At 72.2% G+C, this 14,886-nt stretch carries 15 protein-coding genes; 5 read left to right on the forward strand and 10 right to left on the reverse strand.

The features are described 5' to 3' along the window. The first annotated feature begins 43 nt into the window (after positions 1 to 43). On the forward strand, positions 44 to 1,261 hold the full coding sequence (locus QSK39_RS46210) for an amidohydrolase family protein (RefSeq protein ID WP_285484173.1): 1,218 nt from the start codon (positions 44 to 46) through the stop codon (positions 1,259 to 1,261). On the opposite strand, the gene QSK39_RS46215 is transcribed toward QSK39_RS46210, so the two are convergent. The 6 genes from QSK39_RS46215 to QSK39_RS46240 all read right to left on the reverse strand — a co-directional run bounded on the left by QSK39_RS46215 (position 1,262) and on the right by QSK39_RS46240 (position 7,351). Beyond that, the gene (locus QSK39_RS46215; protein WP_285484174.1) at positions 1,262 to 1,885 is read right to left on the reverse strand and encodes a TetR/AcrR family transcriptional regulator; all 624 of its coding nucleotides are present in this window, start codon (positions 1,883 to 1,885) and stop codon (positions 1,262 to 1,264) included. Next, positions 1,882 to 3,147 (reverse strand): cytochrome P450, encoded by a 1,266-nt coding sequence (locus QSK39_RS46220; protein ID WP_285484175.1) that lies wholly within the window; start codon positions 3,145 to 3,147, stop codon positions 1,882 to 1,884. Before QSK39_RS46220 ends, QSK39_RS46215 begins: the two co-directional genes overlap by 4 nt. A 99-nt stretch (positions 3,148 to 3,246) precedes the next feature. Beyond that, a complete protein-coding gene (locus tag QSK39_RS46225; protein WP_285484176.1) occupies positions 3,247 to 4,662 on the reverse strand; it encodes a dihydrolipoyl dehydrogenase family protein in 1,416 nt (471 codons plus the stop codon). Position 4,663: 1 nt separating this feature from the next. Continuing rightward, positions 4,664 to 5,224 (reverse strand): hypothetical protein, encoded by a 561-nt coding sequence (locus tag QSK39_RS46230; protein WP_285484177.1) that lies wholly within the window; start codon positions 5,222 to 5,224, stop codon positions 4,664 to 4,666. A gap of 457 nt (positions 5,225 to 5,681) precedes the next feature. Continuing rightward, complete coding sequence (locus QSK39_RS46235) at positions 5,682 to 6,275, reverse strand: TetR/AcrR family transcriptional regulator (protein ID WP_285484178.1); 594 nt, start codon at positions 6,273 to 6,275, stop codon at positions 5,682 to 5,684. A gap of 41 nt (positions 6,276 to 6,316) precedes the next feature. Continuing rightward, positions 6,317 to 7,351: an aldo/keto reductase gene (locus QSK39_RS46240; RefSeq protein ID WP_285484179.1), complete on the reverse strand. Its 1,035-nt coding sequence runs from the start codon at positions 7,349 to 7,351 to the stop codon at positions 6,317 to 6,319. A gap of 73 nt (positions 7,352 to 7,424) precedes the next feature. On the opposite strand from QSK39_RS46240, the gene QSK39_RS46245 reads away from it, so the two are divergent. Continuing rightward, a complete protein-coding gene (locus tag QSK39_RS46245) occupies positions 7,425 to 7,961 on the forward strand; it encodes a TetR/AcrR family transcriptional regulator (RefSeq protein ID WP_285484180.1) in 537 nt (178 codons plus the stop codon). Between the two features lie 13 nt (positions 7,962 to 7,974). Here the strand turns inward: QSK39_RS46245 and QSK39_RS46250 are convergent, their stop codons facing one another. Continuing rightward, positions 7,975 to 8,850 carry a helix-turn-helix transcriptional regulator gene (locus tag QSK39_RS46250; protein ID WP_285484181.1) on the reverse strand — a complete coding sequence of 292 codons (876 nt, stop codon included), beginning with the start codon at positions 8,848 to 8,850 and terminating at the stop codon, positions 7,975 to 7,977. Positions 8,851 to 8,951: 101 nt separating this feature from the next. Here QSK39_RS46250 and QSK39_RS46255 point away from each other — a divergent pair, with 101 nt between their 5' ends. Next, positions 8,952 to 9,731 (forward strand): SDR family NAD(P)-dependent oxidoreductase, encoded by a 780-nt coding sequence (locus tag QSK39_RS46255; protein WP_285484182.1) that lies wholly within the window; start codon positions 8,952 to 8,954, stop codon positions 9,729 to 9,731. Here the strand turns inward: QSK39_RS46255 and QSK39_RS46260 are convergent. Together QSK39_RS46260 and QSK39_RS46265 are read right to left on the reverse strand one after the other, a co-directional pair. Beyond that, on the reverse strand, positions 9,706 to 10,683 hold the full coding sequence (locus QSK39_RS46260; protein ID WP_285484183.1) for an alpha/beta hydrolase fold domain-containing protein: 978 nt from the start codon (positions 10,681 to 10,683) through the stop codon (positions 9,706 to 9,708). The genes QSK39_RS46255 and QSK39_RS46260 overlap by 26 nt on opposite strands. A 14-nt stretch (positions 10,684 to 10,697) precedes the next feature. Beyond that, complete coding sequence (locus QSK39_RS46265; protein ID WP_285484184.1) at positions 10,698 to 11,594, reverse strand: oxidoreductase; 897 nt, start codon at positions 11,592 to 11,594, stop codon at positions 10,698 to 10,700. Between the two features lie 98 nt (positions 11,595 to 11,692). Here QSK39_RS46265 and QSK39_RS46270 point away from each other — a divergent pair, with 98 nt between their 5' ends. Further along, positions 11,693 to 12,259 carry a TetR/AcrR family transcriptional regulator gene (locus QSK39_RS46270; protein WP_285484185.1) on the forward strand — a complete coding sequence of 189 codons (567 nt, stop codon included), beginning with the start codon at positions 11,693 to 11,695 and terminating at the stop codon, positions 12,257 to 12,259. 13 nt (positions 12,260 to 12,272) lie between these two features. Here the strand turns inward: QSK39_RS46270 and QSK39_RS46275 are convergent, their stop codons facing one another. Continuing rightward, positions 12,273 to 13,436, reverse strand: a complete 1,164-nt coding sequence (locus tag QSK39_RS46275; RefSeq protein WP_285484186.1) for a TetR/AcrR family transcriptional regulator — start codon at positions 13,434 to 13,436, stop codon at positions 12,273 to 12,275. Between the two features lie 243 nt (positions 13,437 to 13,679). Between QSK39_RS46275 and QSK39_RS46280 the strand changes: the two genes are divergently transcribed. After that, positions 13,680 to 14,873, forward strand: a complete 1,194-nt coding sequence (locus tag QSK39_RS46280) for an oxygenase MpaB family protein (protein WP_285484187.1) — start codon at positions 13,680 to 13,682, stop codon at positions 14,871 to 14,873. The last annotated feature ends 13 nt before the right edge of the window (positions 14,874 to 14,886 follow it).

A 14,886-nucleotide genomic window follows, 5' to 3' on the forward strand; every position in this document is an offset into this window, starting at 1 on the left:
ATAGCATTAGGTATGTAACTGCGAACGAGAAAGCGAGGCCGCCATGGCCACCACCGCCATCACCGGCGCCCGGGTGTTCGACGGGGAGAAGCCGCTGGGAGTGCGGACCGTCGTCCTCGACGGCCCCAAGATCAGCCAGGTCGGCGGCGAAGTACCCGAAGGCGCCGAGGTCGTCGACGGCCGGGGCGCGACCCTGCTGCCCGGGCTGATCGACGCGCACGTCCACTCCGGCCCCGGCACCCTGGCGCTGGCCCTGCGGTTCGGCATCACCACCGAGCTGGAGATGCAGGGCATGAACACCCGCGAGAACCGCGGTCACCTCACCGAGGACGACACGGTCGCCGACGTGCGGTCGGCGGGCTTCGGCATCACCCCGCCCGGCGGTCACCCCAGCGAGCTCATGCCGGCAGGGTTCCGGCCGCCCGGAAACCTGCCGCGGACGATGCCGCTGATGCCGTTCTCCACCACGCCGGAAGAGGCCGCCGCGTACGTCCCGCAGCTCTTGGCGCGGGGCTCGGACTACATCAAGTTCATGATCGACGACGGCAGCGTCGAAGGGCACCCCGGCCTGCCGATGCTCGACCAGGCCACGCTGAACGCCGGCGTCGCCGAGGCCAAGAAGTACGGCGCCCTCACCGTCGCGCACACGCTGACCCTCGACGCGACCCGGATGGCCGCCGAGGCCGGTGTCGACGGCGTCGTCCACGTGTTCATGGATCGGCCGCACACCACCGAAATCGTCGACCTCATCGCCGGGGCGGGGATGTTCGTCGTGCCGTGCGTCTGCCTCGACGCGTCGATGATGGGCATCACCGGCAGCGCGCTCGCCGACGACCCCCGCGTCGCCCGCCGCCTCGACGCGAAGTGGGAGGAAACCCTGCGCGCCAGCTACAACCGGTACCCGCAGGGCAAGCTCGAAGACGTCCTGGAGACCGTGCGGGCGCTGGCCGCCGCGGGCGTCGACGTGCTGGCGGGCACCGACGCCTCCATGGCCGAGACCTTTTTCGGCGGCCTGGCGCACGGAGCCAGCCTGCACCACGAACTGCAGTACCTCGTGGCGGCCGGCCTGACTCCCGCGCAGGCGCTGCGCGCGGCGACGGCGACCACGGCCCGCCGGTTCGGCCTCGGCGACCGGGGCCGCGTCGCCGAAGGGCTCCGCGCCGACCTGCTGCTCGTCGACGGCGACCCGACGGTGGACATCGGCGACACGCTCGACACGCGCGCGATCTGGCGGCGGGGCACCCGGCTCACCGAGTCGTGATCACCGCCGTGAGGTGGTCAGCAGGGCCGTGATGCCGTCGACCAGGATCTCGCCGGTCTCGGCCCAGCCGGGGATGCCCGAACGGCCCTCGGCCAGCTCGGCTTCCCGCTCCGCGCAGGTGTGGACGATGGCGTGCCGGGCCATCGCCGACCGGGTGAAGAGCGCGGGATCGGCGGGATCACCGGCGTGCGCGGCCACCGCCCGCAGGGCCCGGTGCATGACCGGCGTCGACGTGGTGACCGACAGCGCCGGCGCGCGCAGCACGGGATCGCTGACGACGTGTGCGGCGAAGCGGGCGTAGTGGCTGGGGACGCCGAGCTCCGCGAGGTGCAGGGTCGTCGGCAGCACCAGCGCCTCCACGTGGTCGCGCAGCCGCGTCGAGCCTTCGGCCGCGTCCACCATCGCGGCCCGGATGCGGTCCATCGCCTCGCCGTGCTCGCGCAGCACGGCGAGGATCACCTCCGCCATCGTGCCGACGTGGTAGGCGACGGCGGAGTTGTTGGCCTGCCCGGCTTCCTGGCCGAGCCGGCGGCTCGACACCTGGGCGACGCCGTCTTCGGCGATCAGCCGTTCCGCCGTCGCCAGCAGCCGGGCGCGGGTGGCGGCCGACCTCCCGCCCGTCACCACCGCACCAGGACCCGGTCGATCCCGCCGACGATCAGCCCTTGCCGGGCACGCAGGTCCGCGGCGTCCCCGACGAGCTCGAGGGTGGGCAGTCGCCGCAGCAACACGTCGAGGACGGTCTGCAGCTCCACCCGCGCGAGCTGCTGGCCGACGCACGAATGCGGGCCGGCGCCGAAGGCCAGGTGCGGGTTGGGCCGGCGGGCGAGGTCCATGGCGTCGGCACCGTCGAACGCGCCCGTGTCGCGGTTGCCCGAGGCCATGCTGCACACCACGGTCGTGCCGCGCGGCAGGGTGGTGCCCCCGACTACGGTCTCTTCCGAGACGTAGCGCGGCATCCCGAACCCCGGGTTGGCGTCGAACCGCAGCGCCTCTTCGACGGCCGACGGCACCAGCGACGGGTCGGCCAGCAGCCGCTCCCAGCGGTGCTCGCGGTCCGCCAGCAGCATCGCGAGCATCTTGCCGATCATGTTCGCGGTGGTTTCGTGGCCGGCGATGAGCAGGCCCTGCCCGGTCATGACCAGCTCGGTCGCGGTCATGTCGGCGGCGAGGTCACTGAGCAGGTCGTCACCGGGCTCGGCTCGCTTGGTGGCGACCAGCTCCGTCATGTACTGGTGGAATTCCCGGCCCGACCGGTCGATTTCGTCCTGGGTGAACCGGGTCATGTTCAGCATCGTGTCCGACCAGTGCGCGAACCGGCCCCGGTCGGCTCGCGGCACCCCGAGCAGGTCGCAGATCACGAACACCGGCAGCGGAAACCCCAGCGCGGGACCGAGGTTCGCGGGCGCACCGGCCGCGACCATGTCCGTGATCAGCTGCTCGGCCAGCTCCGCCATTCCCGGCCGCAGCGCCTGGACCCGCTTGACGGTGAACGCTTTCCCGACCAGCCGCCGCCAGCGCCGGTGCCCGGGGCCACCGAGCATCGACGCCTCGGGCTCGTCCGCGTCCGCCGCGCCGCCGGTCGACGACGAGGGCCTGCTGAACACCCCGCCGTCGTCGCTGGCGGAGACCCGCGAGGCGTCCGCGGCATCGAGCTGCCGGGTGAACCGGGGATCCGACAGCATCGCCCGGACGTCGTCGTAGCGGGTCAGCAGCAGCGCTTCGTCGCCACTGGCCAGTTCGATGCGCGCCACCGGGCACTGCGAACGCAGCCGCGCCCATTCCGGCGGCGGCTCCAGCGCGGTGGGGTTCGGGAACGGGTAGGGCGGCAATCCCGCCAGCACCGCGGCCTGGTCGTCCCCCGCGTGCGCGCTGTCGTCGGCCATGTCCGCAGCCTAGGTAAGACAGGTGCCTTAATCAAGACACCTGTCTTAATCTCGGCCCTCGAGATCCGCGACCGGCTCCTCGTCGAGCGTCGTGGCCGATCAGCGGCCGTAGGCCTCGAGCAGCCGCAGCCACACCTCGCTGACGGTGGGGAACGCCGGGACCGCGTGCCAGAGCCGGTCCAGTGGCACCTCGCCGGCCACCGCGATCGTCGCCGCGTGCAGCATCTCCGCGACGTCCGGGCCGACGACCGTGAAGCCGACGACCACCTTGCGGTCCTCGTCGACGACCATCCGGGCGTGCCCCCGGTAGCCCTCGGCGTGCAGGGCGGATCCGGCGGTCGCGGCCAGGTCGTGGTCGACGACCCGGATCCGCAGCCCGGCGGCCTCGGCGCCGGCCGCGGTCAGGCCCACCGACGCGATTTCCGGCTCGGTGAAGACCACCTGAGGCACCGCGCGCTCGTCGGCGGTCGCCGCGTGGCGGCCCCATTCTGCGTCGTCGACGGGCTCCCCCTTCGCGCGCGCCACGATGACGTCGCCGACCGCCCGGGCCTGGTACTTGCCTTGGTGCGTCAGCAGAACGCGCCGGTTGACGTCGCCGGCGGCGTAGAGCCAGCCGTCCGCCCCGGCGACCCGCATCGTGCCGTCGACCGTCAGCCAGGCACCCGGCTTCAAGCCGACGGTGCCGAGGCCGATGTCCTGGGTGTTCGGGGTCCGGCCGATCGCGACGAGCAGCTCGTCGGCTTCGATCTGCTCGCCGTCGGTGAGCGTGATCGACACCGTGCCGTCGTCGTTGCGCTTGACGGACCCGGCCTCGGCGCCGACGCGGACCGAAACTCCCTTGTCCCGCAACGAAGCCGTCACCAGCTCGCCGGCGAACGGCTCGGCGAGGTGCAGCACGCCGTCCCGGGCCAGCATCGTCACCGACGACCCCAGCTCGGTGAACGCGGTCGCCATCTCCGAGGCCACCACCCCGCCGCCGATGACGGCGAGCCGGGCCGGGATCTCCTTCGCCGCAACGGTTTCCCGGCTCGTCCACGGCTTCGCGTCGCGGAGACCCTCGATGTCCGGGACCAGCGCGCCGCTGCCGGTGGCGACGACGACCGCGTGCCGCGCGGTCAGCGTCGTGGTGGTGCCGTCGGCGCCCGTCACCTCGACGACCCGCTCGCCGCCGATGCGGCCGTGGCCGCGGAAAAGCGCGATGCCTGCCGAGTCGAGCCAGGACACCTGGCCCTCGTCCTGCCAGTCCGAAGCGAAGGCGTCACGACGGCGGAGCACGGCGGCCACGTCGAGCTCGCCGGTCACCGCCTCCCGCGCGCCGGGCACCTGCCGGGCGGCCCGCAGCGCCGCGCCGCTGCGCAGCAGCGCCTTGGTCGGCATGCAGGCCCAGTAGGAGCACTCGCCCCCGACCAGCTCCCGCTCGACGATCGCGGCGGTCAGCCCGCCCCGCACCACCCGGTCGGCCACGTTCTCCCCGACCGGGCCGGCGCCGAGGACGACGACGTCGTAGGTGGTCACGTCAGTTCCCCTTCGCGGCGCGGCCGAGCCGGATCGCCGAGACGAGGAAGAAGATGCCGCCGAGAACCGCGTAGCCGGCGACGTTGGCCAGCGACGGGTTCGCCGCGGAGGCGCCGATGACGAAGTTGGCCCCGGCCAGCACGGAGATGCCGCCGCTGAGGATCATCGGCCACTGGCCGCCCATCTTGCGGCGGGTGACCCCCACGATCAGCTGGACCAGCCCGGCGACGATCGCCCAGGCACCCCACACCCGCAGCACCCCCGGGACACCGGACGCGGCGGCGACGCCCACGCCGATGGTGGCGAGCAGGCTGATCGCCATGTTCACGTACAGCCCGCGCACCGACCCGGCGCCCTTCGCCGACCGAGCGTCCACAATGGCCGCTCCCACGTCGAACAGCGGGTACACGACGACCAGGGCGACACCGGCCGCCCCCAAGCCCGACTTGGTCGTCAGGAACACCAGGACCGCCCACACGATGGCGAACGCGAACCGCACGAAGTACAACCGGCGCAGCGCCGGGGCGAACCCACCGATGGCGGGCGAGTCGACAGTGGTCACGATGATCCCTTCAGCATGAGGGAAGCCCCTCGGTAGACCGAACGTTCTATCTCAATTGAGCATGGCCGTGCCGCCGCGCAGTGTCAAGACAGAACGTTCTATCCAAAGTCTTACGCCCGGCTCGGGCACTCGTCGGCCGGGACGACGCGGGAGTGGACCGCCGTCAGGCAGCCGGGGCAGCCCGCAGGGCAGCACCTCGATGTCCCCGCCCAGGTGGCCGGGGATGGTGACCGCCCGGGCGAGCTGGGGTTCGTGCACCCCGCGCACGATGCCGGGGACAACCGCCGGCCAGGCCGCTGCCACCCCCCGAGCCGCCGGGCGGCCGCCGGTGTCGAGGCCGTCGTGGTACACCTGCGCGCCACAGTGGACGATGACGAGCTTGCCTGGTCAGCGCATTGCTCCGGCACGGCGACATCGCACCGTGCTCACGAAAGCCCTGCCGGGCGCCGGAAAACCGCTACTCGGCCGCCGCGTCGAGGCGGAACCGCACGATTCCGTCGACGCCCTGGAGGAACGTGTCGCCGACCTCGGCCGGGTCCGCCAGGCAGCCGGACGCCATCGCGCCGTCCCGCAGCATCACGAAGTGACGCCCCGCGGCCTCCGGTGGCGTTTTGCCGACCTGCGCGAGCAAGTCCGTGACGGTGCGGAGGAACCACTCGCGGTGGGCGAGCACGGCCTGGTGCACGGGGTGCGCGGGATCCGGGTACTCCGCCACCGCGTTGAGGAAGGCACAGCCGCGGAAGTGCGCCGACCGGATGCCTTCGGCGATCGACTCGGCGACGGCCCGCAGGGTGTCGGCCGCCGGCAGGCCGCCGGCGAGCGCCTTGTCGAGACCTTCGCGCTCCATCTCGTGCACACCCTGCAGATACGCGACGACCAGGTCTTCCTTGCCGGGGAAGTGCCGGTACAGGGTGGCGCGGGTGACCTTCGCCTCCGCGACGATCCGGTCGATCCCCACGGAGTGCAGACCCTCGGCGTAGAAGATCCGGGTGGCCGTCGCGAGCAGCCTCGACCGCGCTTCGGACACCTGACCACGAGTGTTGCGCACCATCCGTCCGAGCGTAGCAGAGAGAACGGTCGGTATCTCAGCGTTCACGGCACGGGCACGGGCGCAACGTCGAGGAGGCTCCGGTCGCCGTCGATGCCGTGTGCCAGTGCGGCCGCCACGTCCTCGTGGGGCGTGCCCGGCCGGACGGCGCTGACCTCGTCGAGCAGCCGGTAGTGCTCGTCGGCGAGTTCGACGTCCAGCGCGTCGAGGTATCCCCTCAGGTGGGCCGGGGTGCGCGGTCCGACGATGGGGATCATCGAGGTCCCGGCCTGGGCGGCGCGGTGGCGCACCCAGGCCAGGGCGACCTGGACCGGGTTCGTCCCGGTCTTCTCGGCGACGGCGAGAACCGCGTCCAGCACGGCGGAGCCCTCGGCCGCCGTGGCCCGGGCGCTGAGCCGACCCTGCTCGCCGCGGCGGTACTTCCCGGTCAGCAGGCCACCCGCCAGCGGGGAGTACAGGACGACGCCGAGCCCGTGGGCCTCGGCCATCGGCAGGAGCTCCCGGTCCGCGGAGCGCTCGGCCAGGCTGTACTCGGTCTGGATACCGACCAGCGAGGCACGCCCGCCCAGCTCCGACCGGACCGCGGCGCCGGCGACCCGCCAGGCCGGGAAGTTCGACAGCCCGCCGTAGCGGATCTTGCCCGACCGGATCAGGTCCTCGAAGCCGGCCAGGATCTCCGGCACCGGGGTGACGCCGTCGGGGAAGTGCGGCATGAAGACGTCGACGTAGTCGGTCTTCAAGCGCCGCAGGCTTTCCTCCAGGGAGCGGATCATCGTCTTGCGGCTGTTGCCGGTGGTGCCCGGCCGGACCTCCGCCCGCCGGGTCCCGCTGTACTTGGTGATCAGCACGAAGTCGTCGCGCTCGCGGCCGAGGAGCTCGCCCAGGATGGTTTCGGCTTCGCCGTCCTGGTAGATGTTCGAGACGTCGAACGTGGTGCCGCCGGCCGCGACGAACGCGTCGAAGATCGTCTTGGCGCCCGCGACACCCGCGGCGGAGGGCGCCGAGCCGAAGGTGGCCGTGCCCAGCACGTACTCCGAGACGCGCAAGCCGCTCTGCCGCCCGAATGCCTGATAACGCACGGAAGTCTCCTGTCCGGCCGAGCTGTGGGGTATGGTCGGGACGCTACCACAAAAAACGAATGGTCGTTCTTTTATGCCGAGAGTCACCCAGGCCCACCTCGACGCCCGCCGCCGTCAGATCGTCGACGCGGCCCGCGCCCGCTTCGCCACGCACGGCTTCGCCCGGACGTCCATGACCGACCTCGTCGAAGCCTCCGGCCTCTCCGTCGGCGCGATCTACCGGTACTTCAAGGGCAAGGACGAGATCGTCGCCGCCATCTGCGAGCACTCGACGCAGGCGCTCCCCGCCGAGCTGACGACCAAGACCGTGCACGGGTTCCTCGAGCACATCCGCACCCTGGCGCGCGAAGAGGACCACGCCCGGCTGGTCGCGCAGATCTACGCCGAGGCCGCCGTCTCCCCGCCGCTCGCGGCCCTCGTCGACCGGCAACTGTCGGACCTGCGCACCGCGGTCGCCGCGTTGCTCCCCCACCGCGAGCCGGCCGCAGCGGCCCGGATCGCCGAAGCCTTCGTGGCCTTCTGCCACGGCTACACCCAGCAGCTCGCCGTCCGCGGCGACCTCGACCCGGCCCCCTTCACGGCGGCGCTGGTGGCGATCATCGAGTCGTGACGGCCGGCCGCGCTCAGCGGCCGGAACCCTCGCTCGCCGGGACGCTTTCCTGCAGCAGCCGCACTTTCGCCCAGGATTCCTCGTCCACCGGGGTGTAGGTGGCGAGCTTCATCCCCGAACGCTCGCCGAAGGACAGCTGCGTGTAGTCCAGCGTCAGCAGGCCCACCTCGGGGTGCAGGAAATGCTTCGTGAAGTTTTCCGGGCCCCGCACGTCGTGCCGCTCCCACAGGCGCCCGAAGTCCGGCGACTCCTGCCGCAGCCGCCGGACCAGCCCCTTCCAGCCGGACTCGGCGGCGTGGGCCGCCATCCCGGCCCGGAACCGGCCGACCAGGCGCGCGGCGGCGTCCTCCCAGTCGAGAACCTGGGCCCGCCACCTCGGCGAGGTGAACATCAGCACCAGCCAGTTGCGGTCCTCGGGCGGCAGCTCGTCCACTCCGCCGACCAGCCGCTCGTAGGTGCGGTTGCAGGCGAGCAGGTCGAACCGGGCGTTGATCACCGCGGCCGGAATCGGCTCGAGCTGACGCACCATCACCAGCAGGGCACGCGGAACGGCCGCGGAGTCCCGCTCGACCGGCGGCTCGGGGTGGCCGGCCAGCGTGTAGAGGTGGGCACGCTCGTACGGATCGAGCCGCAGCGTGGCCGCGATCGCGTCGAGGACCTGCTCGGAGACCTTGATGTCCCGGCCCTGTTCCAGCCACGTGTACCACGTCACGCCCATCCCGGCGAGGTGCGCGACCTCCTCGCGGCGCAAGCCCGGCGTCCGCCGGCGGCCCGTGGGCGGCAAGCCGGCCTGCTCGGGAGAGATGCGTTCGCGCCTGCTGCGCAGGAACGACGCCAGCTCCCGCCGTCGGGCCTGCTCGTCGGTCAATCCCCCCACGGACACCGTCACGGGTCCACTGTGCCACCGCGCGCAGCCGGTTACCAGGTGGTTCACATACCTGGATAAGCACGCTCTGGCACCCCCCTGGCTCGAGCCGCAGAGTGGGGGTCATGGAGACCATTCCGGCAGACACCACCACCCTCACCTCGACAGTCGCCCTGGTCACGGGCGCCAGCAGCGGCATCGGCCAGGCCACCGCCCGCCGGCTCGCCGACCGGGGCGCGGCCGTCGTGCTCGTCGCCCGCCGCCAGGACCGGCTCGACGTGCTGGCGAAGGAGATCACCGAGCAGGGCGGCCAGGCGGTCGCGCTGGCCGCCGACCTGACCGACGCCGACGCCGCGGCCGGCATCGTCGCCACCACTCTCGACCGGTTCGGCCGGCTGGACACCCTCGTCAACGCGGCCGGCGTCATGCTCACCGGCGACTCCGGCACGTCCCCGCTGACCGAGTGGCAGCGGATGGTCGACATCAACCTCAACGGGCTGCTCTACCTCACCAAGGCCGCCCTGCCGCAGCTCGTCGAGGCCGCCGCCACCAGCCCGCGTCAGGTCGCCGACGTGGTCAACATCAGCTCGATCGCGGGCCGCTGGGTCATCCCGCACGCCGCGGTGTACAACGCCACCAAGTTCGGCGTCACCGCCGCCACCGAGGCCTGGCGCCAGGAATACGCCCGGCGCAACGTCCGCTTCTCCGTCGTCGAGCCGGGTCTCGTCGAGACCGAACTCCTCGGCCACCAGCAAACCGCCGTCCGGGAACGCATGGCGGCCCGGTTCGCCGACGTCGAACAGCTGCCCGCCGACGACATCGCCGAAGCCGTCGCTTACATCGTCACGAGTCCCCGCCGCCGGGCCGTGGCCGAAATCGTCATCCGGCCCACGGACCAGGTCTGAGCGGAGTCCTTGCGAGCAGGGCCTTCACCCACGCATTGATCCGGCTCTGCGCCGGCACCCCGGACGGCGGCGTCATCCCGACGAACCCGTGCGGCGACTCCGGCCACACCGCCAGTTCGCTCGCCCCACCCGCCGCCCGCCAGCGCGCGGCCATGAACAGCGAATCGTCCAGCAGCGGGTCGCGGTCCCCGACCGTGAACAGCGCGGGCGGCATCCCGTGCAGATCGGCGTACAACGGGGAAACACCGCCGTCCCGCAGCTGTTCCCGGTCGAGCCCGGGGAACGCCATCCCGACGAACCGGTCGATCCACCGCGGCGGCAGCACCGGGGTGTCGGGCGCGGCCGAGCGCGAACTCGGCGTCCGCGCCAGGTCGTAGACCCCGAACACCAGGCTGGCCCCGACCACCCGCGCGAAAAGGTCGGGGAACTCGCCCCGCAGCCGCAGCAACGTCTGCACCGCCAGGTGTCCCCCCGCCGAATACCCGGACACCACGATCCGGTCGGTGCCGAATTCCGCCGCGGCCGCGCCGGCCAGCCACGCGGCCGCCGCGAGGCAGTCGTCGAGGCCGGCGGGATACGGGTGCTCCGGCGCGAGCCGGTAGCGGGCGGACACCACGGCGACGCCGGCCGTGCGGGCCAGCAGGTCGTTGACCGCGTCGTCGTCGGCAGGCGCGCCGAGCACGAAACCGCCGCCGTGCACGTGGAACACCACGCCGGTCACCGGGCCGGCCGGCCGGATGACCCGCACGGTCGCCGCACCCGCGGGCCCGGACACCGCCCGCTCGACCGGGGTCAGCTCGGTCGGCGCCGGCACCCGGAAGGTCGTCGCGCGCAGGGTCGCGAGTCCTTCGGCGGTGGCGGGGTCCGGAAGGTCGGCGGCGGCGAGCTGCGCGTTGATCTCCCGCATTCGGTCCAAAGTGGACTCGGGAACGGTCTCGAACTCGAAGGTCATGGCGGAAGGCCCTTTCACCGGAAGGAATAAGCGACGTGGGTCAGCTCTTCGGACAGCTCCCACAGCCGCCTGCCGGCCTCGGGGTCGGTGGCGGCGACGGGCGGTTCGGCGACGTGGGGAGCCCCGCGCAGTTCGCCGCGCCCGTCCGGCACGACGAAGTCGCCCGGCTTGATACCGGGATTCGTCGCGGCGTGCAGGGAAGGCCGGGCCGCGTCGGCCGGGCTCTGGCCCACGAACCGTTCGAGCAGCGCGGACGCGAGGACCTGCGCGTACTTCGGCAGGTGCTGCTGCAGCCCGGTCGCGCTCGTGCCGGGGTGCACGGCGACGGCGGTGATCCCGGTTCCGGTCGCCCGCCGGGCCAGTTCCAGCGTGAAGACGACGTTCGCCAGCTTCGACTTCGTGTAGGCGGCCATCCCCGCGTAGGACACCGCGCTCAGCGGGTCCGCCAGCGTCGCGCCCTTGTTCCGCGCCACCTTCGCGCTCACCGTCACCACCCGGGCCGCGGGCGCGGCCAGCAGGGCCGGCAGCAGGTGCCCGGTCAGCGCGAAGTGCCCGAGGTGGTTCGTCCCGAACGTCAGCTCGAACCCGTCCTCGGTCTCCCGGCGCTCCGGCACGGCCATCACGCCGGCGTTGTTGACCAGCAGATCCAGCGGCTGCCCGGTGGCGAGCACTTCGGCGGCGGCGCGGTCGATCGACGCCAGCGAGGCGAGGTCGAGCACCAGCCCGGTCACCTTGGCGGTGCCGACCGCCTCGCGCACCGCCACGACGGCGTGGTCGACCTTCGTCTTCGCGCGTCCGGCGACCACCACCTCGGCGCCCGCCCCGGCCAGGGCCAACGCCGTCTCCAGGCCGATTCCCCCGGTGCCACCGGTGACCAGCGCGCGTTTGCCGACTAGCGGAGGGATGACCATCCCGACTCCTGACTGAACGTTCATTCAATACGACGCCCTCAGGTAAGCACCGCTCACCCAAACTTGTCAAATGAACGTTCACTCAATACGCTGGGCACATGGCACCCCGAGACCCCGAGGCGAAGCGCCGCGCCCTGCTGGAGGCCGCACTGGCCGAGTTCGCCGAACACGGCATCGCCGGCGCGCGGGTCGACCGCCTCGCGGGCCGCGCCGGCTGCAGCGCAGGCCTCGTCTACACCTACTTCGGCAGCAAGGAAGAGCTCTTCGACGCCGTGTTCGACGAGGTCGTCGTGCGGACGACCGAGCAGGCCCCGATCACCCCGCACGACCTGCCGGAGTACGCGGGTGCCCTCTTCGACGGCCAGACCGCCCATCCCGAGGTGATGCGGCTCGCCACCTGGCACCGGCTGGAGCAGCAGGGAGGCCGGCCCGCGATCGAGGCCGTCACGCGGGCCAACCAGGCGAAGATCGACGCGATCCGGCAGGCCCAGGAGGAAGGCAGGCTCTCCACCCGCTTCACCGCCCCGGAGCTGCTGATGCTCACCATCAACACCGCCTCGATGTGGGCCCTGCAGAACCAGGAGATCAGCGACCTGGGCCCAAGCGACCACGCCGCCAGGCGGGCGACGGTCGTCGAAGCCGTGCGCCGGCTGGTCGAGCCGTAGCCGGACGCGTCGCTCACAAACCCAGGGCACTCACCAGCAGGGCGGCGACGGCGGCGCGGTGCTCGGGGCTGGTGCGCCACCGCAAGCGGCGTCCGGCCTCGACCACGACACCGAAACCGGCGTGCACCAGCACCCGCGCCTGGCGCGCGTCGAGATCCGGCCGCGCCTGCCGCAGGTACTGCTCCCACACGGCGATGTGCTCGCGCTGCGCGACGACCAGCGGACGGCGCAGGCCGGCCGGCAGCCCGACGATCTCGGCGTCGGCCACGCTGGTGAGAGCGTTGTGTTCGAAGCTGTACGCGACGTAGGTCGCCGTCAGCGCGGTCAAGGCGTCGTGCGGATCGGTCACGCCGCGGAGGTTGTGCTCGACCGCCTGGGCCAGCAGGCCCGCGGCCTGCAGGCACGCCGCGGCCAGGATGTCGGCCTTGCCCGGGAAGTACCGGTAGAGCCCGGACGGCGCCAGCCCCACGGCGTCGGCGATCATGCCGTTCGTCACGGCGGTGAACCCGTCGCGTTCGAACAGCGGGATGGCCGCCGCGAGGATTTCCGACCGCCGGGTGCGGGGTTGCGGCCGCGCGGGCAGTTCGACGACGCGTGCGTCCGCGACTGCGGCGGCGGGATCGGCCGCGGCCACGCGCAGAGCGGACGCCCGCAGCAGGTCCTCGACCCGGCGGCGGGCGATCGAGTTGTGGTGCATCGTGATCGAACCGATCGCGCCCAAGGCGGCCACGGCACGCAGGTGCTCGTCCGGCCACGGGTGTTCGCGCCGCGCCACTTCCGCCACCCGATCGACGACCTGCGCGAACTTCCCCTTGAGCACCCGGCGGTCCTCGCGGTTGAGATAGCGAGCCTCCCACCGGTACACACCGCCGGCCGTGCGGTGGGCCACGGTGACTCGCGTGACGGCGGCGAGGACCTCGGCCAGTGCCGCGCCGGGAGGCACCTCGCCGAGCGCCGCGACGAGCCGGTCGACCATGACGTTCGCGCACTCGGCGAACAGGGCGTACTTGTTCGGGAAGTGCCGGTACAGCGCGGCCGCGGTGATGCCCACGCCGGCCGCGATCTCCTCCATCGACGCCGCGTGGTACCCGCGCTCGCTGAAGACGGTGGCGCCCGCTTCGACGATGAGCTGCCTGCGGTTGCGCGGCCGGACGGCCGCGGCCGGCCCGGCGGTCACCGCGGCCGCCGGGAGGGGGTGCGCGGGAGCAAGGCCATGCGTGCCAGTCAACCACGAAGCGAGCCGGGGACTCGCGCGGCCGCGGCGGACCGATTCAGCCCGCCGAGCCCCTTGCCGACCCGCGACCGGCCTCGCTATGTTAATGAGGAATCTCCTCTTGCCCCTGCTCGGCTCATGCCTGATCGCCCGGTCCAAGCGTTGCTGTGACCAGGCCGATGCCTACCAAGGAAGCTAGGTAAGTAAATGAGCAATCTCAGTCGGAGGAACGTCCTTTCCCTGGGTGTCGCGCTGGGCCTGGCGAGCGCGACGGGTGTCGTCCCGGCCTGGGCGTCGACGGGCGCTGGCGCCGCCGGCACGGATCCCTGGTGGGTCTGGGACGACGAAGTCGACCGCCTGATGGCAGGCATCCTCGACACCGGTGGAGTCCCCGCGGTCAACACCGCGCTGCGGCCGTGGGTGAACAACGACGATGTGCTGCCGGCCGGCCTGCCCGCCGACCTCGCCGCGTACCTCCGGCAGGCCAACCGGCTGCCCTCCTGGGCCGACCCGGTCAAGCTGCGCCGCGCCGCGGACTTCAACCGGCGCAAGGACACCTACCTGTTCATGCTCTACGGCCTGGGCAGCGGCATCATGAGCACGGTGATCCCGCGGGAGGCCAAGTCGGTCTACTGGTCCGCGGGCGGGGCGAACATGCAGGACCGCGCGGCCAAGACGTTCACCTTCGGCTACGACCTGAGCGACCTGAACGCGTTCGAGCCGACGGGTCAGTTCGTCGTCACGGCCAACAAGACGAGGCTGGTGCACGCGGCGGTGCGCCACCTGCTGCCGCAGTCACCGCACTGGCGGGCGGTCGCCGACGAGCAGCTCCCGATCAGCAACGGCGACATCCTGGTGACGTTCCACAGCCTCGGCACGTTCGTCCACCGCAAGCTGCTCGAGTGGCGCGTCCCGATGTCGGCCGCGGACGAAGCGGCCTTCCTGCACCAGTGGCAGGTCGCCATCCACCTGCTCGGCGTGCGCGACGAGTTCATCCCCCAGACGTGGGCCGCGGCCGACGCGCAGTCGACGCAGGTCCTCACCCCGCTCCTGTCCCCCACGACCGAGGGCAAGGAACTGGCCGAGGACCTGCTCGGCCTGACCGCCCAGATCGACCTGGGCGTCACCCGAGGCTTCCTCAACGAGTTCGTCCGCTACGTCCTGAGCGACGCAATCGGCGACTGGCTCCGCTTGCCCCGGGATTACGCGGCCGCGGCCCTCGTCCGCACGGGCTGGCCCGCGTACATCGCATTCCGCGAGGGGCTTTTGCCGATAGCACCGGCGGGCTTCTACATGTTCGACCAGTTCGTGCGCGCGATCGCGATGCTGTTCCTCAACAAGGTCACGTCCCCGACGAGCACCCCGATCACGATCCCGACGGGGAACCGCCCTGGAGCCTGACCCTGCCGGTCGG

This window comes from Amycolatopsis sp. NBRC 101858, from assembly GCF_030269325.1.
Lineage (GTDB): Bacteria > Actinomycetota > Actinomycetes > Mycobacteriales > Pseudonocardiaceae > Amycolatopsis > Amycolatopsis ponsaeliensis.

What these genes read in the sequence shown, in the direction of transcription:
- QSK39_RS46210 (WP_285484173.1), top strand. Translation starts at nt 44, where the DNA reads ATGGCCACCACCGCCATCACCGGCGCCCGGGTGTTCGACGGGGAGAAG.
- QSK39_RS46220 (WP_285484175.1), bottom strand. Translation starts at nt 3,147, where the DNA reads ATGGCCGACGACAGCGCGCACGCGGGGGACGACCAGGCCGCGGTGCTG.
- QSK39_RS46235 (WP_285484178.1), bottom strand. Translation starts at nt 6,275, where the DNA reads ATGGTGCGCAACACTCGTGGTCAGGTGTCCGAAGCGCGGTCGAGGCTG.
- QSK39_RS46245 (WP_285484180.1), top strand. Translation starts at nt 7,425, where the DNA reads ATGCCGAGAGTCACCCAGGCCCACCTCGACGCCCGCCGCCGTCAGATC.
- QSK39_RS46255 (WP_285484182.1), top strand. Translation starts at nt 8,952, where the DNA reads ATGGAGACCATTCCGGCAGACACCACCACCCTCACCTCGACAGTCGCC.
- QSK39_RS46260 (WP_285484183.1), bottom strand. Translation starts at nt 10,683, where the DNA reads ATGACCTTCGAGTTCGAGACCGTTCCCGAGTCCACTTTGGACCGAATG.
- QSK39_RS46265 (WP_285484184.1), bottom strand. Translation starts at nt 11,594, where the DNA reads ATGGTCATCCCTCCGCTAGTCGGCAAACGCGCGCTGGTCACCGGTGGC.
- QSK39_RS46270 (WP_285484185.1), top strand. Translation starts at nt 11,693, where the DNA reads ATGGCACCCCGAGACCCCGAGGCGAAGCGCCGCGCCCTGCTGGAGGCC.
- QSK39_RS46280 (WP_285484187.1), top strand. Translation starts at nt 13,680, where the DNA reads ATGAGCAATCTCAGTCGGAGGAACGTCCTTTCCCTGGGTGTCGCGCTG.